Source organism: Bradyrhizobium sp. SHOUNA76, from assembly GCF_023006445.1.
In the GTDB taxonomy this organism is placed as follows: domain Bacteria; phylum Pseudomonadota; class Alphaproteobacteria; order Rhizobiales; family Xanthobacteraceae; genus Bradyrhizobium.
Genome location: NZ_JALBHA010000033.1, coordinates 1 through 24,115, shown reverse-complemented (window position 1 = coordinate 24,115; position 24,115 = coordinate 1). Strand labels below are relative to the sequence as shown.

20 protein-coding genes are annotated in these 24,115 nt (G+C 64.6%); 9 read left to right on the top strand and 11 right to left on the bottom strand.

Annotated features, from left to right (window positions below; translation table 11 throughout):
• Positions 1-192: 192 nt before the first annotated feature.
• From MOV74_RS07310 to MOV74_RS07290, 5 genes are all read left to right on the top strand, one after another.
• Entirely contained in the window at positions 193-2,094 is a 1,902-nt protein-coding gene (locus tag MOV74_RS07310; RefSeq protein WP_246919559.1) for a potassium transporter Kup, read from the top strand.
• Between the two features lie 141 nt (positions 2,095-2,235).
• Positions 2,236-4,164, top strand: coding sequence for a potassium transporter Kup (locus MOV74_RS07305; RefSeq protein WP_246919555.1), 1,929 nt, complete (start codon positions 2,236-2,238; stop codon positions 4,162-4,164).
• A gap of 305 nt (positions 4,165-4,469) precedes the next feature.
• A complete protein-coding gene (locus tag MOV74_RS07300; RefSeq protein ID WP_026202463.1) occupies positions 4,470-4,796 on the top strand; it encodes a rhodanese-like domain-containing protein in 327 nt (108 codons plus the stop codon).
• 8 nt (positions 4,797-4,804) lie between these two features.
• Complete coding sequence (locus MOV74_RS07295) at positions 4,805-5,983, top strand: aminotransferase (RefSeq protein WP_246919552.1); 1,179 nt, start codon at positions 4,805-4,807, stop codon at positions 5,981-5,983.
• The gene (locus MOV74_RS07290) at positions 5,984-7,096 is read left to right on the top strand and encodes a polyamine ABC transporter substrate-binding protein (protein WP_246919549.1); all 1,113 of its coding nucleotides are present in this window, start codon (positions 5,984-5,986) and stop codon (positions 7,094-7,096) included.
• Between the two features lie 132 nt (positions 7,097-7,228).
• On the opposite strand, the gene MOV74_RS07285 is transcribed toward MOV74_RS07290, so the two are convergent.
• The 6 genes from MOV74_RS07285 to MOV74_RS07260 form a co-directional block, all read right to left on the bottom strand.
• The gene (locus tag MOV74_RS07285; protein WP_246919545.1) at positions 7,229-8,161 is read right to left on the bottom strand and encodes a lipid A biosynthesis lauroyl acyltransferase; all 933 of its coding nucleotides are present in this window, start codon (positions 8,159-8,161) and stop codon (positions 7,229-7,231) included.
• 8 nt (positions 8,162-8,169) lie between these two features.
• A complete protein-coding gene (locus MOV74_RS07280) occupies positions 8,170-9,447 on the bottom strand; it encodes a beta-ketoacyl-ACP synthase (protein WP_246919542.1) in 1,278 nt (425 codons plus the stop codon).
• A gap of 18 nt (positions 9,448-9,465) precedes the next feature.
• On the bottom strand, positions 9,466-10,674 hold the full coding sequence (locus MOV74_RS07275) for a beta-ketoacyl-ACP synthase (RefSeq protein ID WP_246919539.1): 1,209 nt from the start codon (positions 10,672-10,674) through the stop codon (positions 9,466-9,468).
• The gene (locus tag MOV74_RS07270) at positions 10,671-11,141 is read right to left on the bottom strand and encodes a 3-hydroxyacyl-ACP dehydratase FabZ family protein (protein ID WP_063195480.1); all 471 of its coding nucleotides are present in this window, start codon (positions 11,139-11,141) and stop codon (positions 10,671-10,673) included. The genes MOV74_RS07275 and MOV74_RS07270 overlap by 4 nt, the downstream gene beginning before the upstream one ends.
• A 10-nt stretch (positions 11,142-11,151) precedes the next feature.
• Complete coding sequence (locus tag MOV74_RS07265) at positions 11,152-11,439, bottom strand: acyl carrier protein (RefSeq protein WP_007592476.1); 288 nt, start codon at positions 11,437-11,439, stop codon at positions 11,152-11,154.
• Positions 11,440-11,660: 221 nt separating this feature from the next.
• Complete coding sequence (locus MOV74_RS07260; RefSeq protein WP_246919535.1) at positions 11,661-12,002, bottom strand: hypothetical protein; 342 nt, start codon at positions 12,000-12,002, stop codon at positions 11,661-11,663.
• 339 nt (positions 12,003-12,341) lie between these two features.
• Between MOV74_RS07260 and MOV74_RS07255 the strand changes: the two genes are divergently transcribed.
• Complete coding sequence (locus MOV74_RS07255; protein WP_246919532.1) at positions 12,342-12,971, top strand: ParB-like protein; 630 nt, start codon at positions 12,342-12,344, stop codon at positions 12,969-12,971.
• Between the two features lie 61 nt (positions 12,972-13,032).
• Here MOV74_RS07255 and MOV74_RS07250 read toward each other — a convergent pair whose 3' ends face one another.
• Together MOV74_RS07250 and MOV74_RS07245 are read right to left on the bottom strand one after the other, a co-directional pair.
• Positions 13,033-13,392 (bottom strand): hypothetical protein, encoded by a 360-nt coding sequence (locus MOV74_RS07250; RefSeq protein ID WP_246919529.1) that lies wholly within the window; start codon positions 13,390-13,392, stop codon positions 13,033-13,035.
• A 297-nt stretch (positions 13,393-13,689) separates the two neighbouring features.
• Positions 13,690-14,610: a hypothetical protein gene (locus MOV74_RS07245; protein WP_246919526.1), complete on the bottom strand. Its 921-nt coding sequence runs from the start codon at positions 14,608-14,610 to the stop codon at positions 13,690-13,692.
• Positions 14,611-15,034: 424 nt separating this feature from the next.
• Between MOV74_RS07245 and MOV74_RS07240 the strand changes: the two genes are divergently transcribed.
• Together MOV74_RS07240 and MOV74_RS07235 are read left to right on the top strand one after the other, a co-directional pair.
• The gene (locus MOV74_RS07240; RefSeq protein WP_246919522.1) at positions 15,035-15,202 is read left to right on the top strand and encodes a hypothetical protein; all 168 of its coding nucleotides are present in this window, start codon (positions 15,035-15,037) and stop codon (positions 15,200-15,202) included.
• Positions 15,199-17,763 carry a cation-translocating P-type ATPase gene (locus tag MOV74_RS07235; protein ID WP_246919516.1) on the top strand — a complete coding sequence of 855 codons (2,565 nt, stop codon included), beginning with the start codon at positions 15,199-15,201 and terminating at the stop codon, positions 17,761-17,763. Before MOV74_RS07240 ends, MOV74_RS07235 begins: the two co-directional genes overlap by 4 nt.
• On the opposite strand, the gene MOV74_RS07230 is transcribed toward MOV74_RS07235, so the two are convergent.
• Positions 17,760-18,263 (bottom strand): MgtC/SapB family protein, encoded by a 504-nt coding sequence (locus tag MOV74_RS07230; protein WP_246919511.1) that lies wholly within the window; start codon positions 18,261-18,263, stop codon positions 17,760-17,762. The genes MOV74_RS07235 and MOV74_RS07230 overlap by 4 nt on opposite strands.
• 255 nt (positions 18,264-18,518) lie before the next feature.
• Complete coding sequence (locus MOV74_RS07225) at positions 18,519-20,258, bottom strand: ATP-binding protein (RefSeq protein ID WP_246919506.1); 1,740 nt, start codon at positions 20,256-20,258, stop codon at positions 18,519-18,521.
• A gap of 439 nt (positions 20,259-20,697) precedes the next feature.
• On the opposite strand from MOV74_RS07225, the gene MOV74_RS07220 reads away from it, so the two are divergent.
• Positions 20,698-21,666 (top strand): catechol 2,3-dioxygenase, encoded by a 969-nt coding sequence (locus MOV74_RS07220; protein ID WP_246919502.1) that lies wholly within the window; start codon positions 20,698-20,700, stop codon positions 21,664-21,666.
• A 112-nt stretch (positions 21,667-21,778) separates the two neighbouring features.
• Here the strand turns inward: MOV74_RS07220 and MOV74_RS07215 are convergent.
• The coding region (locus MOV74_RS07215; protein ID WP_246919497.1) for a c-type cytochrome at positions 21,779-24,115 on the bottom strand (2,337 nt) is incomplete at its 5' end.

Sequence of the window (24,115 nt, the reverse complement as noted above, 5' to 3'; positions counted from 1 at the left end):
ATCATGCTCGGAAAATATGTCCTCTTGCGTTACCATTTTACCTGAGGCATGTCGTCGCGCGGGCGACGAACGTTGCTGCGGTGTCACAGCTTCTGTCTGGGCGCCTGCTATGGTGATGGGCTGATTGACAGGCGCGCCGGAAGCGTCAAAAGGCGCCGGATCAATTCCAGGGAAGAAGCGTTTTCCACCTTCATGACGGCGAGCATCACACAGGCCGAGACCCAGGATGGGCAACCGGTCACCTCAGGTTTTTGGGCCCTTACGCTCGGGAGCATCGGCGTCGTCTTCGGCGATATCGGCACCTCGCCCCTGTATGCATTCCACGAGGCTGTCAAGGCCGCGGCCCATGGCGAGCCGGTCTCGCGGGTCATCGTGCTGGGCGTGCTCTCGCTGATCCTGTGGGCGCTGTTGATCGTCGTCACCGCCAAATACGTTCTGCTGCTGCTGCGCGCCGACAATAACGGGGAGGGCGGCACGCTTTCCCTGATGGCGCTCGGCCAGCGCGCGCTCGGGCGGCGAAGCTGGGTTCTGCTCGCGCTCGGCGTGGTCGGCGCCTCCATGTTCATCGGCGATTCCATGATCACGCCGGCGATATCGGTGCTGTCGGCGGTCGAAGGCCTGAAGCTCGCAACCCCCGCGCTCGAGCATTACGTGGTGCCGCTCACCGTGCTCATCCTGGTGCTGCTGTTCGCGGTCCAGAGCAAGGGGACCGCGCTGGTGGCCTCGGCCTTCGGGCCGGTGATGGTGGTCTGGTTCACCATCATCGCGGTGATGGGGGCGGTCCACATCGCCGACGACCCGACCGTGCTGGCGGCGATCAATCCCTATTACGCGGTGCAGTTCGTGCTGTCGCACGGCACGATCGGCCTCGTGACGCTCGGCGCGGTGTTCCTGGCGGTGACAGGGGGCGAGGCGCTCTATGCCGATCTCGGCCATTTCGGCCGCAAGCCGATCCAATTGGCATGGATGTTCTTCGTACTTCCCGCGCTCTTGATCAATTATTTCGGGCAGGGCGCGCTGGTGCTGTCCGATCCGAGCGCAATCGAGCATTCCTTCTATCGCATGGTGCCCGAAGGCCTGGTGCTGCCGCTGGTCGGGCTTGCGACTGCCGCGACCGTGATCGCGAGCCAGGCGGTGATCACCGGTGCCTATTCGCTGGTCTATCAGGCGGTGCAGCTCGGCCTGCTGCCGCGTTTCGAGGTCCGTTATACGTCCGAGACCCATGCCGGCCAGATCTACCTTCCGCGGGTGAACCGGCTGCTGCTGATCGGCGTGATGCTGTTGGTCCTGCTGTTTCACACTCCCAGCAATCTGGCCTCGGCCTACGGCATCGCGGTCTCCACCACCATGGTCGCCGACGGCATCATGGGCTTCGTCGTGATCTGGAAATTGTGGAACTGGCGCGCCGCCACGGCTGCTGCCGTGATCGTGCCCTTCGTCGTCGTCGATCTGAGCTTTTTCAGCGCCAATCTCCTGAAGCTGCTCGAGGGCGCCTGGGTGCCCCTGCTGTTCGGCGTGGCTATGGCGGGGACGATCTGGACCTGGCGGAAGGGCTCCGGGATTCTGATCCAGAAGACGCGCCGGATCGAGGTGCCGCTGGACGATCTGATCCGGAGCCTCGAGAAGCGGCCCCCGCATATCGTCAAGGGCACCGCTGTGTTCCTGACCAGCGATCCCTCGTTCGTGCCGACCGCGCTGCTGCACAATCTCAAGCACAACAAGGTGCTGCACGAGCACAACGTGGTCCTGACCATCGAGACCGCGCACACGCCGCGGGTGGACCTGTCCGAGCGGTTCCGGATGGAAAAGATCAGCGAGAAATTCTCCAAGGTCCGGCTGCGCTTCGGCTACATGGAGCAGCCGAACGTGCCCAAGGCGCTCGCGATCGCGCGCAAGCAGGGCTGGCAATTCGACATCATGTCGACGTCATTCTTCGTGTCGCGAAGGTCGCTGAAAGCGTCGGCGCAGTCGGGCATGCCGCTGTGGCAGGACCATCTGTTCATTGCGCTCAGCCGGTCCGCCAACGATGCCACGGATTACTTCCAAATCCCCACCGGCCGGGTGGTTGAAGTCGGAACCCAGGTCACCATCTAGAACGCATCTGCTCCAGCTATGCGAATTTGCATGGCCAGGCTCCGAAATCGGGCTAGGCTATGCCGGTAGCGCAGGACTATAAGCCGCGCGCTCTTCCGCCATTGTGCAGTGAAGCATTTTTAGAGGCCACTGGGCTCTCCCATGACAAGCGATGTAGCGATTTCCGCCCCGGAAACGGCGGCGGCCAATGGGCATGGCGAGGCCCACACCACCGCCCGTTTCGGCGCGCTGACGCTCGGCAGCATCGGCGTCGTCTACGGCGATATCGGCACCAGCCCGCTCTACGCGTTCCGTGAAGCGGTGATGGCCGCCTCGGGCGCAGAGGGGTTGCCGACGCCGGCAGCGGTGCTCGGCGTGCTCTCCCTGATCCTGTGGGCGCTCGTCGTCGTGGTGACGCTCAAATACGTCGTGATCCTGCTCCGTGCCGACAACAATGGCGAGGGCGGCACGTTGGCACTGATGGCGCTGGCCCAGCGTGCGGTCGGCACCGGCGGGACGACCATCGTCCTGCTCGGCATCATCTCCGGCGCGTTGTTCTACGGCGATGCCGTGATCACGCCGGCGCTCTCGGTGCTGTCGGCGATCGAGGGCATGAAGGACGTCACGCTCCGGTTCGAGCCCTATATCGTGCCGCTGACGGTTGTGATCCTGGTCTGCCTGTTCGCGGTGCAGTCGCGCGGAACCGCCCGCGTCGCCGCCTTCTTCGGTCCGATCATGTGCGTCTGGTTCGCGGTCATCGCGGCGGCGGCGATCCATCCCATCATCCAGCAGCCGCAAGTCCTATACGCGTTGAACCCGCTCTACGCCGTGTCCTTCATGATCCATCACGGCATCATTGGCTTTGTCACGCTGGGCGCCGTGTTCCTGGCGGTTACCGGCGCCGAGGCGCTCTATGCCGATCTCGGCCATTTCGGCAAGCGGCCGATCCAGATTGCGTGGCTGTCGATCGTGCTGCCATCGCTGGCGCTGAACTATCTCGGGCAGGGCGCGCTCGTCCTCAGCGATCCCGGCGCGATCGTCAGCCCATTCTTCCAGCTCTTCCCGCAAGGTTTCATCCGCGGCTGCATGGTTGTGCTCGCCACCATGGCGACCGTTATCGCGAGTCAGGCGGTCATTACCGGCGCCTATTCGCTGACGCGCCAGGCGATTCAGCTTGGGCTGCTGCCGCGCTTCGAAATTCGTCATACCTCTGAAGCCCATTCCGGCCAGATCTTCATCCCGCGCATCAACCAGCTCTTGCTGCTCGCGGTGGTGCTGCTGGTGCTGCTGTTCCGCTCCTCCAGCGCGCTGGCCTCGGCCTACGGCATCTCCGTCACCGGGACCATGGTGGTCACGGCGATGATGGGCTTCGTGGTGATCTGGAAGGTCTGGCGGTGGTCGCCGCTCGCGGCCGCCGCGCTGATTGCCCCGTTCCTGTTCCTCGACCTGACCTTCCTGGCCGCGAACCTGCTCAAGGTGTTCGAGGGTGGCTGGGTGCCGCTGGCGCTCGGCGCGCTCATGATCATCCTGATGTACACGTGGCGCCGCGGCAGTCGGCTGCTGTTCGAGAAGTCGCGCAAGCTCGAGTTCCCGCTCGCTGACCTCGTGGCGATGCTGGAGAAGCGGCCGCCGCAGCGGGTGCCCGGCACCGCCGTGTTCCTGACCTCGGACCCGCTCAGCGCGCCGACCGCACTGATGCATAGTCTGAAGCACTACAAAGTGCTGCATGAGAAGAATGTCATTCTCACCATCGAGACGGCGCAGACCCCGCGGATCGATCCGGCCGAGCGCGTGAAGCTGGAGCAGATCTCACCGACCTTCTCCAAGGTGACGCTGAAATTCGGCTTCATGGAATCGCCCAACGTGCCGAAGGCGCTGGCGATCGCCCGCAAACTCGGCTGGCAGTTCGACATCATGTCGACCTCGTTCTTCTTGTCGCGCAGGGCGCTCAAGCCCGCAGCGCATTCCGGCATGCCGCGCTGGCAGGACCGGCTGTTCATCTCGCTCAGCCGCTCCGCCAACGACGCCACCGACTATTTCCAGATCCCGTCGGGGCGCGTCGTCGAGGTCGGCACCCAGGTGACGATCTAGCGCCGCTGTCGTCGCCCGGCTTGACCGGGCGACCCACTGTTCCAGAGTCAGCGTGGCTAGAACCGAGGAACCGCGGCGTACTGGATCCCCCGCCTTCGCGGGGAATGACACCCAACGCGCGGTGAGAGGTGAAGTGGGTCTCCCAGGCAGGAGCTCCAAAGCCGCACTTCAAGTCGCTCCGATTTAGCTTTAACTTGCGCCGGGCGGCTCAAGCCTTTGTAGCGCTTGATTTTCACAAGCCGAGAGGCGAGGTTGCCGCCGGCCGGGGACGCCCCGGTATACGGCTCGCGATGTTGGAGGATGATGTGGCAAACCAGGTACAGGATCTGACCCCGGACGAGGTCTCCAAGGGTGTCGCGGAAGGGCGCTATCTGCTGGTCGACGTGCGCGAGCCGAACGAGGTCGAAGCCGAGGCCTATCCCTACGGCGTTGTGGTGCCGCTCTCGACCTTCGATCCCAAGGCGATCCCCGATCCCCAAGGCAAGGATGTCGTGTTCGCCTGCCGCTCAGGCAAGCGCTCGGTGACGGCCTCGCTCGCGGCGCAGGCGGCGGGCCTGCCTTACGACAAGCATCTGGCCGGCGGCATGCTCGGCTGGAAGGCGGCGGGTCTTCCCAGCAAGGTCGGCGGCTGATCGGCCCCATGTCCAAAAGCGCTTCCCTGAACAAGGTCTTTGCCGACCTTCCCGTCACCATATTCGAGGCGATGTCGCAGGCCGCGCGCGACAATGCCGCCATCAATCTCGGCCAGGGCTTTCCGGACGATCCCGGCCCCGAGGACATCCGCCGCGCCGCGGCCGACGCCTCGCTGAACGGCTATAACCAGTACCCCTCGATGATGGGCCTGCCGGAGCTGCGCCAGGCCATCGCGACCCATTACGGACATTGGCACGGCCTCAAGCTCGATCCGATGAGCGAGGTGATGGTCACCTCCGGCGGCACTGAGGCGCTGACCTCGGCCATCCTCGCGGTGGTCCAGCCCGGCGACGAGGTGGTGTGCTTCCAGCCGGTGTATGATTCCTACCTGCCGATCATCCGCCAGGCCGGCGGCATTCCGCGCCTGGTGCGGCTCGAGCCGCCGCATTGGCGGTTGAATGAGGACATGCTGAAAAGCGTCTTCAATTCAAAGACCAAGGCGGTGCTCTTCAACAATCCCTTGAATCCGTCCGCGGTGGTCTATCCGCGCGAGGATCTCGATCTGCTCGCGCGCTACTGCCAGGAGTTCGACGTCATCGCGATCACTGACGAAGTCTGGGAGCACGTCACCTTTGACGAGCACAAGCACATCCCGCTGATCACCATCCCCGGCATGCGCGATCGCACCATCAAGGTCGGCTCGGCTGGCAAGATCTTCTCGCTGACGGGCTGGAAGATCGGCTTCGTCTGCGCCGCGCCGCCGCTGCTGCGCGTCGCCGCCAAGGTGCACCAGTTCCTGACCTTCACCACCGCGCCGAACCTGCAGGCCGCCGTCGCCTATGGCCTCGGCAAGCCCGACGAGTATTTCCTGTCGATGCGCAAGGATTTGACGCGGAGCAGGGACCGCCTGACCAAGGGGCTGGAGAGCCTCGGCTTCCCCGTGCTCAAGTCGCAGGGCACCTACTTCCTCACCGTCGACCTGTCGCCGCTCGGGCTCAACGAGAGCGACACTGAATTCTGCTGGCGGATCGTGAAGGATTACAAGGTGGCGGCGATCCCGGTCTCGGCCTTCTATGAGCAGGACCCGGTGACATCAGTGGTGCGCTTCTGCTTTGCCAAGAAGGACGAGACGCTCGACACCGCGCTGGAGCGGCTGTCGGATGCGGTGCGCGGACGCAAGAGGTAGATGATGAACGTCAGCCGCCCTGGTTTCGGCCTTGGTCTCTCGATCGCGGCAGCGCTGACGTTCCTTTCACAAGCGGCGACCGCCGAGGAGCGGGTCGTCAACTTCTACAACTGGTCGAACTACATGGCGCCGGATGTCCTGGAGTCCTTCACCAAGGAGACCGGCATCAAGGTGGTCTACGACACGTTCGATGCCAACGAGACGCTGGAGACCCGCCTGATGGCCGGCAAGTCCGGCTATGACGTCGTGGTGCCCACGGCTTATTTCCTGCAGCGCCAGATCAAGGCCAACATCTTCCAGAAGCTCGACAAGTCCAAGCTGCCGAACCTCACCAACGCTTGGCCGATGGTGACAAAGCATCTTGCGACCTACGATCCCGGCAATGACTACGCTGCGAACTACATGTGGGGCACGACGGGCATCGGCTACAACGTCGCCAAGGTGAAGCAGATCCTCGGGCCGGATGCCAGGATCGACAGCTGGGACATCGTCTTCCAGCCGGAGAACCTCGCCAAGTTCAGGGATTGCGGCGTCCACATGCTCGACTCCGCCGACGACATCTTTCCGGCGGCGCTGAACTATCTCGGGCTCGATCCGAACTCGACCAAGCAGGCCGACCTCGAGAAAGCCGCCGATGTCGTGGTGAAGGTTCGTCCCTCGGTGCGAAAATTCCACTCGTCCGAATATCTGAGCGCGCTCGCCACTGGCGAGATCTGCTTCGTGGTCGGCTGGTCCGGCGACATCATGCAGGCCCGCGCCCGCGCCGCTGAAGCCAAGAATGGCATCGAGATCGGCTACGCCATTCCGAAGGAGGGCGCGCAGATGTTCTTCGACAATCTCGCGATCCCCGCGGACGCCAGGAACGTCAAGGAAGCCTACGAGCTGATCAACTATCTCTACCGCCCGGACGTCGCCGCCAAGAACTCGGACTTCCTGTCCTACGCCAGCGGCAACCTCGCCAGCCAGAAGCTGGTCGATCCGAAGATTCTGAACGACAAGAACATCTATCCGGACGAGGCGACGCTCGCAAAATTGTTCGTCATCACGGCGCGCGAGCCGGCGACGCAGCGGATCATCAACCGGCTCTGGACCAAGGTGAAGACAGGGCGGTGAGGGGCTGCACTCGTCATTGCGAGCGAAGCGAAGCAATCCAGAATCTCTCCGCGAAGGCATTCTGGATTGCTTCGTCGCACCAGCGCAAAATTGCTCCGCATTTTTGTCGCGGGCTCCTCGCAGTGACGGCGTTTACCGCCACCTGCGATGCAGCCACAGCCACTGCTCCGGATGCTCGCGGACCCAGCTTTCCACCACGCTCGTGATCGCCTGCGTCGTGCCCTGGATGTCGATCCTGCCCTCGGCATCGCGCACCGGCTGGACCTCCTCGGTCAGCTCGGCGGTGAAGCGGCCGCCGGGCAGGCGGATGATGCGGGCGCCGTGGATCGGACATTCGATCTGGCGCAAGAGGCGCGCCAGCATCGGATTGGCGCGGGTCTTGCGGCCGAAGAAGGTGACCTCGACGCCGCCGGTCAGGTACTGGTCGATCAGCATGGCGACGTGCTTGCCGTCCTTCAGCGCCTGCGCGAGTCGCAGCGGCGCATCACGCCCCGCGGGGATCAGCGTACCCATATTGACCTGGCGCATCTCCTGGATGATGCGGTCGGCAGAGGCGATGTTCGGCCGGCGGTAAAGGATTGCGGCGTCCAGCCCGTGCGCGACCGCGGCGAGCGCCGGCAATTCCCAATTGGCGAGGTGCGCGGCGAAGATCAGCGCCGGCTTGCCGTCGTCGCGGATCTGGTCGAACAGCTCGATGCTGCGCGCGGGCAATTCGATCCGGCTCTTCTCCGGATGGTCGCGGTCATAGTCCCAGACATGGTCCATATGGGCGAACTCGGCGCCGACGCGGCCGAGATTGTCCCACACGCCCATCAGGATATTTTCGATCTCCTCCGGCGACTTTTCGGGGAATGCTGCTGTGAGATTGGCGCGGCCGATGCGGTGCTCGCGCAGGCGCGGCCCGATCGTCTTGGTGACGCGCGCGAAAAAGTCCGAAGTCTTGGCCGGATCGAAATAGCGCGTCGTACGCAGCATGCCGACGGTGGCGGCGCCGATCAGGCTTCCGCTGATCGATTTGGCTGCATTCCGCGCGCGAATCTTCGTGCTGATGGGAATCAGCGCCATGCGTCCGGTCAGGCCGGTTCGCGGGTCAGGATCAGCGAGGCGTTCTGGCCGCCGAAGCCGAACGAGTTCGACATGACAGCGGTGACGCGCGCGTCGCGCGCCGTGTTGCCGACCACGTTGAACAGGATCGTGGGATCCGGGGTCTCGTAGTTGATCGTCGGCGGGATGCGCTGATGCTCGAGCGTGAGCAGCGAGAAGATCGCCTCGACGGCGCCGGCCGCCGAGATGGTGTGGCCGACCATCGACTTGTTGGAGGTGACCGGAATCTTCTGCGCGAGCTCGCCGAACACGGCCGAGGTCGTGTTGAACTCCATCTTGTCGTTTTCGGGCGTCGCGGTGCCGTGCGCGTTGATGTGGTCGATCTGGTCCGGCGTCATGCCGGCATCGGCCAGAGTCTTGTTCATGCAGCCGATGATCGGCTTGCCGTCGGGCGAGGAGCGGGTGCGATGGAAGGAATCGGTGAGCTCACCGCAGCCGGCGATCACGCCGAGGATTTTTGCGCCGCGCGCGACAGCGGCCTCATAGCTCTCCAGCACGAGGGCGCCGGCGCCTTCGGCCATGACGAAGCCGTCGCGGTTCTTGGAGAAGGGGCGGGAGGCCGCCTGCGGCGGATCGTTCTGGGTCGACAGCGCCGAGAGCAGCGAGAAACGCACCAGCGCTTCCGGATTCACGGTGCCGTCGGTCGCAACGCAGAGCGCAGCATCAGTCTCGCCGCGGCGGATCGCTTCGACGCCGAGCTGGATCGAGGTCGCGCCCGAGGCGCAGGCCGTCGACAGCGAGATCGGCGAGCCCTTGGTGCCAAAGGTCTCGGCGAGGTGCGCGGCCACCGAGCCGAACATGAAGCGGTGGTGATAGGCGCTGTACTTGCCGCCGCCGGAGATACGCAGCAAATCATCATAGGTGAAGTCGGGCGCACCGACGGCGCGGCCGAGCTCGCGGCGCTGCGGCCATTCCACCTCGACCGGTGCGACCGCGAGGAAGAGGGGGCCCGGGAAGTCGGCCTTGGCACCGATGCCGGCCTGCGCGAGCGCTTCCTCGGTCACCAGCTCGGCCATCCGCTCGGACAGGCCGGTGGAGGAGAACGGATCGACGCTGACGAAATCGACAGTGCCGGCCATCGTGGTCTTCAGCCCGTCGACCGGAAAGCGCGTGATGGTGCGGATGCCGGATTCTCCGGCGACGAGTTTCGCCCAATTGTCGGCCTTGCCGGCACCGAGCGAGGTCATGATGCCCATGCCAGTGACGACGACGACGGGGCGCCCGAGTTTGTCGCGTGGTGCTGTCATGTCGATCCCCCGGGTGAGCTAGCTAACTGCCTCGACCAGCGCCATGCCTTCGCCGCGCCAGTGTCCGGCTCCCACCACCACAATCTGGGTGGGCGCTCCCTGCATTTCAATCTCGGTGCCCGTGGAATCGTTCGGCGGGAACAGCGCACCGCGCGAGATCGACAGCGCGGCGAGCGCGATGCCGAGCGGGAATTGCGTCTCCATGGTGTGGCCGAACATCGTGCCGGTCGAGCGCACCGGGAGATCCGCATGGCTCTTCAGGAAACCGCGCTCCTCGCTCGTGGCCGGCTCCGCACCGGTTGCCCCCGTGATGATCGCGCCCTTACCCTCGCGCTTCGGCAGTTTCGCCCACAGTTTCTCCAGCGTCGCGGTCATGTCGCCACCCTGCTTGCGCCGGGCGAGATCGGCAACGACGCTCGACAGCTTCGCGAACGGCTTTGCACCGCGCGCTTCCGCATGTGCCCGCGACTCCAGCACCAGGAACGCGCCGGCCGAGCCGAGCGCGAAGCCGGGATGATCCTTGCGCGCCCACACGGGAGCGAACTTGTCCTTCAGGTTGAAGTCGCCGAATTCGTAGAGGACGAGCAAGTCCTTGCGCTCGCCATTGTGCGAGCCGCCGACCAGCGCGATGTCGCTCTCGCCCGAGGCGATGCGCGACAGCGCGATACGGGCGGCATCGGCGCCGGCAACCTCTTCGCCCATGAAGGTGCGCGAGGTGCCGCCAAGACCATGCACGATGGCGATGTTGCCGGCGAGCAGGTTGGAGAGCTGCGCCAGGAACAAAGTGGGGCGCAAATCGCTCATCAGCCGCTCGTTGAGGAAGCCGGGCGCGTTCGCGCCCTTGGCCTCGGCCGTGAGCACGCCGGTGTCGACATTGAGATCGCGCTCGCCGCCGCCGGCGGCCACCACCATGTCGATCTTCGACAGGATATCCTTGTTGCCCTTGATCCCGGCGGAATCGAGCGCAAGGCCCGCGGCATAGGTGCCGATGCGCTGCCAGGCTTCCATCTGGCGCTGGTCGCCCTTCTTCGGGATCTGGCTGTCGAAGGTAACCGGCATCAAGGGATGCACGATGTAGGGTGCAAAACCCTTCTCGTCGACATTGATGCGCTTCTCCTGAAGCGCGGCCCAGTTGGCGTCCAGGCCCTCGCCGAGCGAGGTGGCCAGTCCAATGCCGGTGATCCAGACTTCGGTCTGGCCTGGCTTCGTCGCGGAAGTGTCAGTCATGGCGATACGGCCTGTTGCGGAAAGCCGACGCGCTCGGCGACCTTCGCCATGTACCCGCGCATATCCGCATTGGGGAAGGGAATCAGCGTGAAGGTCAGCGCCGAGTTGGCGCGCAGCTTGCCGCCGACCCTGATCTTGGCTTCGGTCATGGCGTAGCCGGAGCCTTCATGCGTGAGGCTCGCCTCGATGCTCATGAGATCGCCAGGATAGACCGAGCCGCGGACCTTGGCCTCCTTCACGGCGGCTAGGATCGGCATGCGCTCGAACTTGAACACGCCGAGCTGAAGCCAGCCCGAGGCCTGCGCCATCGATTCGATCAGGAGCACGCCGGGCATCAAGGGGTAGCCCGGGAAGTGCCCCTCGAAGATGGTGCTCTCCTTCGGGACCAAGGCTTCGACGACGATCGTCTTCTCGTCGACCTTGAGGTCGACGATGCGATCGATCATGTGGAAGTATTCGAGTTGCATGACCGCGCGCTTAGGCGCTCGCGCCCTTGGCCGCAACCAGTTCGTCGATGCGGGCGCACAGGTTTTTCAGCACGAAATACTGCTCGGTGGTCGCTTTGCCGTCGTTGACCTCCTGGGTCCACTTTTCCAGCGGCAGCTTGATGCCGAACTGCTTGTCGATCGCGAACGCGATGTCCAGGAAATCGAGGCTGTCGATGCCGAGATCATCGATGGCATGACTATCCGGCGTGATCGTGTCGCGCGGGATGTCGCACGTTTCAGCGATGATCGTGGCGACCTGATCGAATGTGGAAGACATCACTAAGCCTTTGATATATTGCGGATATTTGTCAGGTTATCCAGAGTGGCACGGTGGGTGGGCATCGCGCCCCTGATGACGCCCTCAACCCCCCTCTGGCCGGGTCGAAAGCCCGTATATCGGAGCGCCGCCCTGAGTTCAATGGAGCCGGGCAGGCGAGGAGACGGGGCTGGGGATGCCCGCCGGAGCCTTTTCCGCCGGGGGCCGGCGGCAGACCGGGCCTAGATGTGTGGCGTTGTGATCTTGACGCAGTCGCGACGGCCCATCAGCACGCAATCCTGAGTCCGGCGCAGGTCGGCGATGCTGACCGCCAGCCAAATTCCGATTGCGGTCAGTGCGATGGTGAAGGCCAGCGCCGCGATGTTGGCGAGCATGCGATGGCGAAAGTCGCCCGGCTCGGCGCGGGGCTGCTCGTAGCGTGACAGGTCCAGCGGTTCGGGCGCCACGCGCAACGGCTGCACGGTACCGCTGCCGCGGTGGACCGTCGGGGAAGGAGAGTTGCGCGGCCTGAACTGGAGCACCCGGTGCTCGTCGTCAGAGCTTATGGGCCGCTGGCTATTCATGGGGCGGGGATCACTCCGAAGCAGCGGTTTTAGATAGCACAGGTGGTGAACGCGTTGCAGAAAATCTTCTCAATGCCTGCGTGCATTCGTGCACTCGCACAATTTGTGCATGGACCGGTATGGAGCGACCGCGGAACCAGCCGTCATGTCGGCGGCAGGACCCGAGGACTGCGTTGCAACAACGGGCATGGCGATGGCCGAGGACTTCCCGCCTTCGTTCCCCTCTACATCGGCTTGTGATCTCCGCGTCCTTCCGAACACGTGTTGTCGCCGCAACGCCCGTGTCATAGTCGAGGGAACCTGGGCCGCCAGTTGCAACCATGCGAGGGGCTTTCGACCATGACCACGACCAACGCGCGCGAGCCGAGAGTGCATCCGGTCCCGATCCTGTCGCTCCGGCCGACGCAGATGACGGTCGGCATGCGCGAGGTCAAGGAGAAGCGCAAGCGCTGGCGCGGGCATGACAAGAAGAAGCAGGCCGATCTGCTCGGCAAGCACATGATCCCCGTCGTCTACGGTCCGGACGAGCGCTACTACGTGATCGACCATCATCATCTCGGCCGCGCACTGCATGATGAAGGCGTCAAGGAGGTGCTGGTGACCGTCGTCGGCGACCTCCGCATGGTCGAGCGCGAGGCGTTCTGGGGCGTGATGGACAACAAGCGCTGGGTCTACCCTTACGACGCCAAGGGCGAGCGGCGGGGGTTCCGTGACCTGCCGAAATCGATCGCCGATCTCAAGGACGATCCGTTCCGCAGCCTTGCCGGCGAACTGCGCCGCATGGGCGGCTTCGCCAAGGACACCACGCCGTTCTCCGAATTTTTGTGGGCCGACTTCCTGCGCCGGAAGCTCTCGCGGAAGGTGGTGGAGGCCGATTTCGACAAGGCTATCGAGAAGGGGATGTCCGCGGCCAAGAGCAAGGATGCGATCTATCTGCCCGGCTGGTGCGGTCCGGCGGACGAGGATTAGAGGGCGCGTTGTGATTCACCCCGTGCCTCTAGTGCGCTGACCATCATGCGCGCCGCTCGCGTCAGTCGCGCTGGAAGATCCTGGCGCCGGGGTAGGCGCGGCGGGCGTAGGTGATCACCAGCGCGCGGTCCTGGGTGTCCAGGAAGGGCGTTCGGATCTGGCACGACCCGACGATGAGGTGCCACAGGCCATTGAGCTTCTGGATGACGACTTTCATTTGAGTATTCCCTGATGACTCCCGTTCCAGCGAACGCTGCTTGTCGCCGCTGCGCTTCAGGATTGCGGCCGCGGCCGTAGAATTCTCGATATGGCCGGCGATCCGCTGCAAAATACGTCGACCATTGTTAGTTGGTTGCGGAACGTGCCCAGATAAGCCGAATCCCATCACAGCCGCTTGAGTGAAATCAAATTCCGCGTCCACGAAACCGTCCTGAAACAGAGCCGTCCCATCTCTATGGAGTAGTCGAGCTCAAACAGGAGGCGAATATGCGCCGTCTGGTTTTCGTAATTGCCTTGCTCGCGGTTGCGTCGGCGGGAATCTCGGCATCGTTTGCCGCAGTTCACCATGCCAGGTCGTTGACGTTCGCGGAGCGCTTTGCTCCGGCGCTCGAGTTGATGGCGAAACGCTAGCGGCGCCTCGCTGGTGCGGTCCGACGGACGATGATGAGAGCGTCCGCCGCCGCGCGGCGATTGCATCGCTCCGCACGAGCCTATGGCCTCAACCGGCCAGGTCTCGATCGATGTTCCAGAGCCGCACGAAGGCTGCCCAGGCCTGCGGATACTCCTTGTCGGCGGGATCGATCGCAAGCAGCGCGCAGCGTGCTTGCTTGACCTCTTCCGATGACACACGCTTCGTCGGAGCCTGCAATTTTCTCGACTGCTCCCAGCGGGCCTCGATATCCTTCGCAACAGCCAAGGCTTCAGCGGCTGTTCGCTCCTGCGCCGATTTCACCGGGCATTGGCCCGAGGCGAGCGCCGGCCATGCGACCGGCGGCCGATCGGCCTGCCAGATGGGTTCGCTTTCCGGTGCGGCCTTCACCTGCGAGCCTGAAGGCCGCCCTGCCGGCGTCGGTGCCGGTCCTGTCCCGACCGGACCCGAGGCGGGGCCCGATCCTGGCGCGACCGCTGCTGTCTGCGCGGCGAGTTGGCCAAGCTGTTGCTCCATTGTCCCGCCGCTGGAATGGGGGACGACCTTTCCGACGACCTTGGCCACCGCCAGCGCGCCGGGTGCTATCGGCATTTGTTGTTCGGCAGTCCTGACGTCGGCCGCGGTTGGGCATGATTTGTAGGGAGAGTGCTGTGACGTCATCCGGCCGTCGTCGTCGACCCGGGCGAAATCGCTCGCGACCGTGTAAACGAACGCGGCATCGATGGAGTGGCCGGCCTTGTTCTTCGCTTTCACGGCGCCGCATACGTATCGCGCAGCGTCTGCCTCGACCGTTCGCAGGCTGCTGAAGTGAGCCGAACTCGGCTCGATGAGAATGCGAGAGACCGCAGCTCGGGCCTTGCGATGCTCGGATTGAAACATGCTCCATATTTCATCGGGATTGATGACGTCGGGCTGAAAGTTCCAGGCGTAGCCAATCCCGAAGAATGCTGTGCCGATGCACGTCGCGATGATGGAGGCTCGCAGATTCATGAGATGGCGCCCTCTAGCAGGCACGACTCGTCCGTGCCCCCGTCCGTGGACTCGACGGAGGTCGTGGAGGTTGTGCCGAATTGTTTGCGCCAGTAGGGGGTGAGACTCTTAATAAAACGTGTGCGATTGTGGAATCGCCTCGATTCCCGTCCAACGGGAACTTTATTTCTCCGCCGGCGTCACTTTCACAGATGGGTCACACGCCGGACATCTCCGGTCGTGCTGTGCGTAGACATGTCTCGAAGCACGCAAGGGGCGGCGGAATTTTCGGGCCAGCGACATCGCGTTCCAGGCACGCCTTGACATGCCGCAAATGCGTGTCGGCGCCGGCCGGTAATGTCCGCCTGCATGAATGCCGAAGAGCGTTGCGCCCGGATGTCGAGGGTGAGGTGGGCTCCAGGTCATGCTGATCGGAGACATGACCATGAGCATCATCTTTCGCATCGTCTTTATCGTCGCCGGCGCGCTCACCGCGCTGTTCGTCGCGCGCGATGCCCTGAACTTCACCATCATCCAGACCTTCGTCGCCGTTCTGCTTGTGACGGCCATCGTGGGGGCTGGAAGTCTCTGGAGCCTGCGGCGGAAGACGTGAGCAAGACAGAGCGCGCCGGTTCGGCCGGGCTGAGCGAAACCGAGGCTCGGCTGCGGCTGCAACAGGAAGGCTACAACGAACTGCCTCGGTCCGAACGGCGTACGCCGCTGCGTATCGTTCTAGAAGTGGTGCGCGAGCCGATGCTCGCGCTGCTCCTGTGCGGCGGGCTTGTCTATCTCCTGCTCGGCGACCTCCGCGAGGCCCTGCTCCTGCTCGCATTCGGCGCCATCTCCATCGTGATCACGATCGTGCAGGAAACCCGCACCGAACGTGTGCTGGAAGCGTTGCGAGAGCTGACCAGTCCGCGCGCGCTCGTGGTCAGGGACGGGGAGCGGCGGCGGATCGCGGGCCGGGACGTCGTTCGCGGCGATCTCCTCGTTCTGGCCGAAGGCGACCGGATTCCGGCCGACGCGCTGCTCGTCAGCGCGCGTGATCTGGCGGTCGACGAGTCCCTGCTGACCGGAGAATCCGTCCCGGTTCGCAAGCAGGCAGTCAAGACGTCAGCCACCGACACCGTCTTGGCTGAGCATCGCCCGGGCGGCGATGATCTGCCCTTCGTGTATTCCGGTTCGCTGGTGGTGCGAGGTGAGGGTCTGGCCGAGGTCGAGGCCACCGGTCCTCGCAGCGAGATCGGCAAGATCGGCTTGTCGCTGCATGGCTTGCAGGCAGAGCCGCCCCGGCTGCAACAGCAGACCGCACGGCTCGTACGGCTTTGCTTTCTCGGCGGCGCCGCGATCAGCCTGGCCGCCGTGCTGCTTTACGGAACATTGCGCGGGGATTGGCTGCAGGCGCTGCTCGGAGGCATCGCCATCGGCATGTCGATGTTGCCTGAGGAGTTTGCCGTCGTCCTCACGGTGTTCATGGCGATGGGCGCCTGGCGCATCTCGAAGGCGCGCGTGCTGACGCGGCGCGCTGCCGCGATCGAGGTGCTCGGCTCCGCCACGGTGCTGTGCACCGACAAGACCGGCACGCTGACGCAGAACCGGATGTCGGTTGCTGAACTGAGGCTGGGTGATGGGACGAGCTTGCGCCTTGGCTCGCCGCAGCCGGCTCCTGTGGGAGCGGAGTTTTTCGAGCTGGCGCGGTGCAGCACTCTCGCGAGCTCGCCGGAGCCGTTCGACCCGATGGAGAAGGCGCTGCACGCGTTCGTGCTTGCCAGTGTGCCGGATGACGACGAAACCGGGGGCGCTCGGATTTTGTTGCGCAGCTACGGGCTGCGGCCCGAGCTGCTGGCAATGACCCAGGTTTGGCAGTTGCCGCATCGCGAGGAAGTCTTGGCCGCTGCGAAAGGTGCTCCCGAGGCTATTGCGCACCTCTGCAAGCTGGATGGTGCGCAGCAGGGGGCGCTGCGCGATGCGGTCGCGGCGATGGCAAAGAATGGTCTTCGCGTACTGGGCGTAGCCGCCGCGACTTGCGACGGCGAGAGCCTGCCGACCTCACAGGAAGGCTTCCCCTTTCGCTTTCTCGGTCTCGTCGGGCTCGCCGATCCGCTTCGTCCGCAGGTCCCGGAGGCGGTGGGTGAATCGCGCTCGGCCGGCATTCGCGTCGTCATGATCACGGGCGATTATCCTGCGACCGCGATGTCGATCGCCGGGCAGGCGGGGCTTGACGTCAACGAGGTCGTGACCGGCGAGCAGATCAAGCTCGCGGACGACAGCGAGCTGGAAGCCCTCGTCAGGAATGTAAACGTCTTCGCGCGGGTCCTGCCGGAGCAGAAGCTGCGGATCGTTCAGGCGATGAAGCGCAACGGCGAGATCGTCGCGATGACCGGAGACGGCGTCAACGACGCGCCGTCCCTGAAGGCTGCCCATATCGGGATCGCAATGGGTGGCCGCGGCACCGATGTCGCCCGCGAGGCCTCCTCGATCGTCCTGCTCGACGACGATTTCGGCTCCATCGTTGCGTCCATCCGGCTGGGGCGCCGGATCTACGACAATCTCCGGAAGGCGATGGCCTTCATTTTCGCCGTCCACGTTCCGATCGCGGGGCTTGCCCTGCTTCCCCTGGTTTTCGGGCTGCCGCTGGTTCTTGGTCCGGTTCACATCGCGTTTCTGGAGCTGATCATCGACCCCGTCTGCTCGCTCGTGTTCGAAGCCGAGCGGGAGGAGCGCGATATCATGACGCGCCCGCCGCGGCGCGCCGATGCGGAGCTGTTCTCGTGGGCGTTGATCGGCTGGAGCATCCTCCAGGGTGCCATGGCATTTGCGTTGATTGCCGCGATCTTCGTCGTCGCGCTTCGTTCCGGTATTCCGCCCGATGAGGCGCGCGCGCTCGCTTTCATCGCGCTGGTCGTCTGCGTCGTCGCACTGGTGCTGGTCAACCGGTCCTTCAGCGCTTCCTTCATGTCAGCCTTCTTCCGTCCGAACCCGGCATTGCTCTGGATATTCCTGTCGATCGCGCTCGTTCTCGCCGTGGCTTTGTTGTGGCCGCCGGCATCGAGCCTGTTTCGTTTCGGTCCTCTGCACCTCGACGATCTCATGGTCACGCTCGGCGCGGGATTGTTGGTGCTCACTGTGCTGGAGCTGCTGAAGCCGTTGTGGAGCCGGCGGCTGCGGTTCTAGCCGCTGTCCTCGGAACCCGTCTTAGGCGAAACCTCCGCCCGGTGCGGATCCTCCTTGCCACCGAGGGCGCGATGCAGCCAGCGTTCGACGCGGCGGCCGATCGTGAGCAGCACGAAAGCGAAGGCCAGCGCGACCAGCACGATCTTCCATTCTCCGGCGCCGCAAACGATGCCGAGGCAGGCGGCAAGGAAGGTGCAGGCGGCGCTGGTCAGGCCCCGAACGCGAAACCCCGTGCTTTGGTGGACGATGACGCCAGCGCCGAGAAAGCCGATCCCGGTGAGGATGCCCTGGATGACACGGCTGGCGGCGTCGGCGACCTTGGTCGGTTCGGCAAGCTGCAGTGCGAGCAGAACCACGGTCGCGGTGGAGAGCCCGACGATGCCGAGCGTCTTCAGCCCGATCGGCTTGCCGTGCAGGTCGCGGTTCAGGCCGATCGCGCCGCCGGCGAGCGTCGCGGCTCCCAGGCGCAGCAGAATTTCGGGCCAGTCCAGCTCGGTCATGTCTTGCCTGTCACTTCTTCGGCACTTGTCCCATGAGAGCGCGCGTGGGCTTGTGTCATGGGTTGAACGCCGGCTTGGAGTCGGCAAAATATAGTCTAGGCGGGCGAGGCGCTCCAGAGGCGCAGTAACGTCTTGTGCTCCGGACGCAGCGCAGCGCCTCCCTGGCGATGCAGAGCATCGTCCAGTCAGCGGGGCGCATCACTCCACATGTCCCGTGTTGCCGTCTGGGGTCCCGGCGTCCGGGACACGAGCAGTTTACCGCAACGGCTTCTTCAAGAGCGAGAAGCGGTCCGGATCGAGCCCCATCGAGGGCTGCAGCATCGGGGCCTCGACGTTGGAGAGCGTTTTGGCCGGAGGGGCCGAGAACACCGGATCGTTCGGCACATCGCGCTGCGAGGTGGCGCCGCGCCAGCGCTCGAGCACGGCGCTGACGAAATGCATGTCGTGGCCGGAGGTGACGGACGGTACGCTCGAGATGGTGGCTTCGCCGCGCGGCAATTGATGCGGCGGCACTTCCTTGAAGCGTAAGCGCGTCGGCAGCGCGACGCCTTCGCCGAAGGCCAGCACTTCGCGCGTGCCGAGTGAGGGTACGAAGGAGAGCAGGTTCGCGGCGGCGTCCGACACGGCGGCGCGGAGCAGCGCCTGGTCGCGCTCGTTGGCAAGCCGCATCGTGAACAGCGTGTTGCACTGGGAGATGATGGTGGCGTCGAGCTCGGCCGGACGCTGAGTGATGAGGCCGAGATAGACGCCGTATTTGCGGCCTTCCTTGGCGATGCGCGACACCGCCTTGCGGGTCGGGCCGAAGCCGATGTTGCGGTCGGCGGAGGCGTAGCGGTGCGCTTCCTCGCACACGAACAGCAGCGGCGAGACGCCGTCGCTCCACAGGCCGAAGTCGAAGGCCATGCGGCAGAGCACCGAGACGACGGAGTCGATGACCTCGGCCGGGAAGCCGGCGAGCTGCATCACCGTCATCGGCTTGCCGTTCGCCGGGAGGCGGAACAGATGGCTGATGACTTCGGCCATGGTGTCACCGCCGACGTTGGCGTTGTCGAACATGAAGGCGTAGCGTGGGTCGTTGCGCACGGCCTCGATGCGAGAGATCAGCTTGTGATAGATGATGCGCGAGGAACGATTTTCCAGCTTGCCCATGCGCTCGTCGATCAACGACATCAGGTCGACCAGGCGATAGGGCACCGGCGTGTCGATGGTGTAGCCGATCTGCTTGGGATCGATGCGCTTCAGGCCGATGCGGTCTGCGTTCTGATACTGGGTGTAGACGCCCTTGGCGAGCGGGATCACCTCGGCGAGGATGTCGAGCTCCTCCGGCACGCCGGCGCGGCCGCCGAACAGCACGTCGACGATTTCCTCGAAATTGAACAGCCAGAACGGCAGCTTCAGGTTTCGCGGGTTGAGCACCAGCGCGCGGTCGCCGAAGCAGCGGCCATATTCATTGTGCACGTCGAGCAGGAAAATGCGCAGGTTCGGGCGCGCCTTCAGGATCTCGTTGAGCAGCAGTGACACGCCGGTGGATTTGCCGACGCCGGTCGATCCCAGCACTGCAAAATGCTTGGACAGCATTTCCTCGACGTCGACATAGGCGATGACCGAGCGGTCCTGCTGGAGAAAACCGACGTTGATCTGGTCCGAGCCGGTCGGCGCGTAGATCGTGCGCAGCTCTTGGCTCGTAATCAGATCGACGGCATCCCCGATGGTCGGATAGTTGGTGACCCCGCGCTGGAATTTGGGCTTGTCGGCGGCGTTGAGGATCTCGCCGAGGAGGTCGACCGAGGCGACCGCGATATAGTTGTCGCTGCTCGACAGGTTCTCGCAGGATACCTCGGTGATCATCGCGACGATGACCGAACTGGCGCTGCGAATACTGACGAAGCGGCCGACGGTCGCCCGAACTTCCGAGATCGGCATCTGGCTTTCCGCCAATAGCCCGACCCGGGCGAGCGATCCGCGAACCGAAATCACGCGTCCAAAGGATGTCACGATCAATGAACCTGGCAAGAGCGAGGGATTTGCCCGGACTATGCGCGGCCGTCGCTGCACAAACGGTTAAGCGGCAGGCGCGGGCGCTTCGTTAAATCCGCGACAATTCGGTCATGAGCTTTGTTCCGATTGCATCCGTCCGGGCAGAATCGGCGGGAAAATGCTTCGGTTCCAGGCCGTTGGCCGCCAAAAGCAGTTAAGCAATAATTTACCATCCGGCCAGTCGGTCCGCCGTTCGGGGGATGTTGGTCTCGGAGGCGGGATGTCAGTCGATTCAGGGGGATGTTTTGATTTGTTGACGGGACCTAATCATTTGTACATTAGTACAAATGAGCCGGCGGCTTCGATGCCGCCTTCGGGCAAATCGGGCGCGTTGCGGCCCCGGGCCCCGATCGCGCGATCCGGTCCGACGGATCGCCAGCTGTGCCTGGAGGAAAGCATGCAGCCCGAACCGATCCTTGATCTTGCTCATCTCGGCCATATGGAGCTGCTGACGCCCAAGCCGGACGAGAGCCTGAAATTCTTCGTCAACGTCATGGGCATGACCGTCAGCGGCCAAAAGGGCGAGTCGGTTTACTTGCGCGGCTGGGACGATTACGAGCGCTATTCGCTCAAGCTGACGGCGTCGAAGACCTCGGGCATGGAGCACATGGCGCTGCGCGCACGCAGCCAGCAGGCGCTGGAGCGCCGGGTCGCCGCGCTGAAAGGATCCGGCTTCGATATCGGCTGGATCGACGGCGATATGGGGCAGGGGCCGACCTTCCGCTGCCGGGATCCCGACGGTCACATCGTCGAGCTCTATTACGAGACTGAATGGTATCAGGCGCCGCCCGAGCTGAAACCGGCGCTGAAGAACCAGGCCCAGCGCTTCCCCGCGCGCGGCGTCAACGTCCGCCGCCTCGATCATCTCAACTGCCTCGCCGTCGACATCAAGGCCAACCGCGAGTTCTTCGAGAATTACCTCGGTTGCCGCCTCACCGAGCAGATCGTCCTCAACGACGGAAGGGAAGCGGCGATGTGGCTGACCATGTCGAACAAGAGCTACGATTTCGCCTATTCGCTCGATCATTCAGGCACGCCCGGCCGCTTCCACCACGTCACCTACGCGCTCGACAGCCGCGAGGAGATTCTGCGCGCCGCCGACATCTTCCTGGAGAACGGCATCCACATCGAGACCGGCCCGCACAAGCACGCGATCCAGCAGACCTTCTTCCTCTACGTCTACGAGCCCGGCGGCAACCGCGTCGAGGTCGCCAATGCCGGCGCACGCCTCATTCTCGCGCCCGACTGGAAGCCGATCGTGTGGACCGAGGAGGAGCGCAAGAAGGGCCAGGCATGGGGGCTGAAGACGATCGAGTCTTTCCATACCCACGGCACGCCGCCGGTGGACGTGAAGAAGCACGGCTAGAGCCGTAACTCTGACGTTTCATTCAGTGTCATTCCGGGGCCCGAGCGTAGCGAGGGAGCTATGATGCGCAATTGCGCATCATAGCTCCCCGCTTCGCGTCGCCCCGGAATGACTAGTGGGTTGAGCTGCGCACCCGCGCGATTGTTTCGCGCACGCCGGTCCACGCCGGCTTGTCCGGCGCGACCTGCTTGCGCAGGAAGGTGACGAGCTCCTCGATCTGTGCGTCGCTCATGCTGTTCCTGAACGCCGGCATGTAGCCGAGGTCGCTCGACACCGGCTCGGCGATGCCGTGCAGAATGATCTGCACGAGATTGTCCGGCGTTCTGCTGTGCAGATTGCTGTTGAGCGCGAGAGAGGGCCTGGTGCCGAACAGCGGCAGACCGCCGACCTCGTGGCAGACGGCGCAGGCGCCCTGATAGAGGCGCGCGCCGCTGGACGACGCGACGGTGACTTGGGCCGCGCTTTCGAGCCGTGCCGCAAGCGCGTCCGGCGTCTCGGCCGCGCTGTCGTTGAACGAGTTGAGATAGACGGCCATCGCGCGGATGTCCTGATCGGGCAGGGCTTTGAGGTCCCTGACCACAGGCGCCATCGGACCGGCGGCAACGCCGTGATAGCGCGAATGGCCGGTGCGCAAATAGGTGAACAGTTCGTCCTCGCTCCACGGGATCGGCGCATGCGAGAGCGAGGTCAGCGGCGGCGCTTCCCAGCCCTCGGCGAAGCCGCCGGCCAGATAGGATTCGCGCTGCTCGGCGCCGAGCGCATTGCGCTGCGAGTGACAGCCGCTGCAATGGCCGAGGCCCTCCACGAGATAGGCGCCGCGATTCCATTGCTCGGATCTGGCGGGATCGGGCTTGAACTCTTTTGTCCGGTGGAACAGCGCGTTCCAGCCTGCGAGCAGCGGGCGAAGGTTGAACGGGAAGGCCAGTTCATTCGCCGGTGTCGTCGCGCGCACCGCAGGCTGTGCCATCAGGTAGGCGTACAGAGCCTGAAGGTCGGCCTCGCTGGTCTTCGCGAAATGCGTGTAGGGAAAGGCGGGGTAGAGCTGGCGGCCGTCGCGATGCAATCCATCGCGCATCGCCCGTTCGAAGGCGGGATAGGACCAGGCACCGATGCCGGTCTCGACGTCGGGCGTGATGTTGGTGCTGTGGATGATGCCGAACGGCGTTTCCAGCGCGCGGCCCCCGGCGTTGAGCACACCATTGATCGTGGTGTGGCACTCCGCGCAATTGCCGAGCGCGGCAAGTTGCTGGCCGCGCGCGATGGTCGCCGCGGAATAAACTGATGCGTCGGGGCGTGCGATGGGCGCAATCGCCCGTCCGGGCAGAAGCGCGGCGCCGATACCGATCGCGGCGGTGCAGACGGCCGCAATCGTCGTGAAGATGCCGACGCGTTTGGCGAATGGATTTTCCCAGATGCGGGACGGCTGCGGCGCGGCGGGCGCGGGCAACGCTTGTGGCGTCGCAGGCATCCCGCCGTGCAGCCCCTTCAGGATGCGCTCGGGTGTGAACGGCGGCTCGCGAAAGCGCACGCCGGTGGCATCGAAGATCGCGTTCGCAATCGCTGCTGCGCTCGGGACGGACGCGGACTCGCCGACGCCGAGCGGCGGCTGGTCCTGACGCGGCAGCATCAGCACGTCGATCTTGGGCACATCGGGGAAGGGGATGATCGGATAGGCGCCCCATTCGCGTGCCGCCACGGCGCCGCGCTCGAACGAGACCTCCTCCATCAGCGCGCGACTGGTGGACTGGATGACGTTGCCGTGGATCTGGTGGCGCACGCCTTCCGGATTGATCATCAGGCCGGAATCCTGGCCCGCAACCACGCGCGTGACGCTGACGTCGCCGGTCGACTTGTTCACGGCGACGTCGGCGACCCACGCCGACCACGCCGCGCCATAGCCGGGAAACTTGCTGTGGACGTAGAGCGCATAGGCAAAGCCGCGTCCATGCACGACCTCGCCGTCCTTCTCCTCGCGAACCGGGCGCGGCGTCCAGCCGGCGCGCTCGGCCACCGCATTGACGAGATCGACCGCGCGCTGGTCTTTCAGGTAACGCAGGCGGTATTCGATCGGGTCGACGCCGGCCTCGGTCGCGGCCTCGTCGATGTAGGATTCATGCGCAAAGGTGTTCGGCAGCGCCGAGACGCCGCGAAACCACGACGCGCGCACGATCGGTGCCATGTCGTGGGCGACGACGCGCATGTGGTCGTAGTCATAAGGCGGGATCGCAGTGCGGTCGCCCATCTGGAGCACGACAGGATCGGGCGAGATGCGTCCGGTGAGCAGCAGCGCCAGCGTCGGCGCGGCGTTGGAGGGATAGCGCGTAGCGAGGTCGTAGCCGGCGATGCCGCCATCGGCGTTCAGGCCGCCATTGACGTCGATGAGCTGCGCGGTGCCCTTGGGCTCCCAGGCATGCTCCTGCTCGCGCGTCAGCTGCACGCGCACGGGCCG

Coding starts and splice junctions, on each gene's coding strand:
- MOV74_RS07310 (WP_246919559.1), top strand. CDS start 193: ATGACGGCGAGCATCACACAGGCCGAGACCCAGGATGGGCAACCGGTC.
- MOV74_RS07305 (WP_246919555.1), top strand. CDS start 2,236: ATGACAAGCGATGTAGCGATTTCCGCCCCGGAAACGGCGGCGGCCAAT.
- MOV74_RS07295 (WP_246919552.1), top strand. CDS start 4,805: ATGTCCAAAAGCGCTTCCCTGAACAAGGTCTTTGCCGACCTTCCCGTC.
- MOV74_RS07290 (WP_246919549.1), top strand. CDS start 5,984: ATGATGAACGTCAGCCGCCCTGGTTTCGGCCTTGGTCTCTCGATCGCG.
- MOV74_RS07285 (WP_246919545.1), bottom strand. CDS start 8,161: ATGGCGCTGATTCCCATCAGCACGAAGATTCGCGCGCGGAATGCAGCC.
- MOV74_RS07280 (WP_246919542.1), bottom strand. CDS start 9,447: ATGACAGCACCACGCGACAAACTCGGGCGCCCCGTCGTCGTCGTCACT.
- MOV74_RS07275 (WP_246919539.1), bottom strand. CDS start 10,674: ATGACTGACACTTCCGCGACGAAGCCAGGCCAGACCGAAGTCTGGATC.
- MOV74_RS07270 (WP_063195480.1), bottom strand. CDS start 11,141: ATGCAACTCGAATACTTCCACATGATCGATCGCATCGTCGACCTCAAG.
- MOV74_RS07265 (WP_007592476.1), bottom strand. CDS start 11,439: ATGTCTTCCACATTCGATCAGGTCGCCACGATCATCGCTGAAACGTGC.
- MOV74_RS07260 (WP_246919535.1), bottom strand. CDS start 12,002: ATGAATAGCCAGCGGCCCATAAGCTCTGACGACGAGCACCGGGTGCTC.
- MOV74_RS07255 (WP_246919532.1), top strand. CDS start 12,342: ATGACCACGACCAACGCGCGCGAGCCGAGAGTGCATCCGGTCCCGATC.
- MOV74_RS07245 (WP_246919526.1), bottom strand. CDS start 14,610: ATGAATCTGCGAGCCTCCATCATCGCGACGTGCATCGGCACAGCATTC.
- MOV74_RS07240 (WP_246919522.1), top strand. CDS start 15,035: ATGAGCATCATCTTTCGCATCGTCTTTATCGTCGCCGGCGCGCTCACC.
- MOV74_RS07230 (WP_246919511.1), bottom strand. CDS start 18,263: ATGACCGAGCTGGACTGGCCCGAAATTCTGCTGCGCCTGGGAGCCGCG.
- MOV74_RS07220 (WP_246919502.1), top strand. CDS start 20,698: ATGCAGCCCGAACCGATCCTTGATCTTGCTCATCTCGGCCATATGGAG.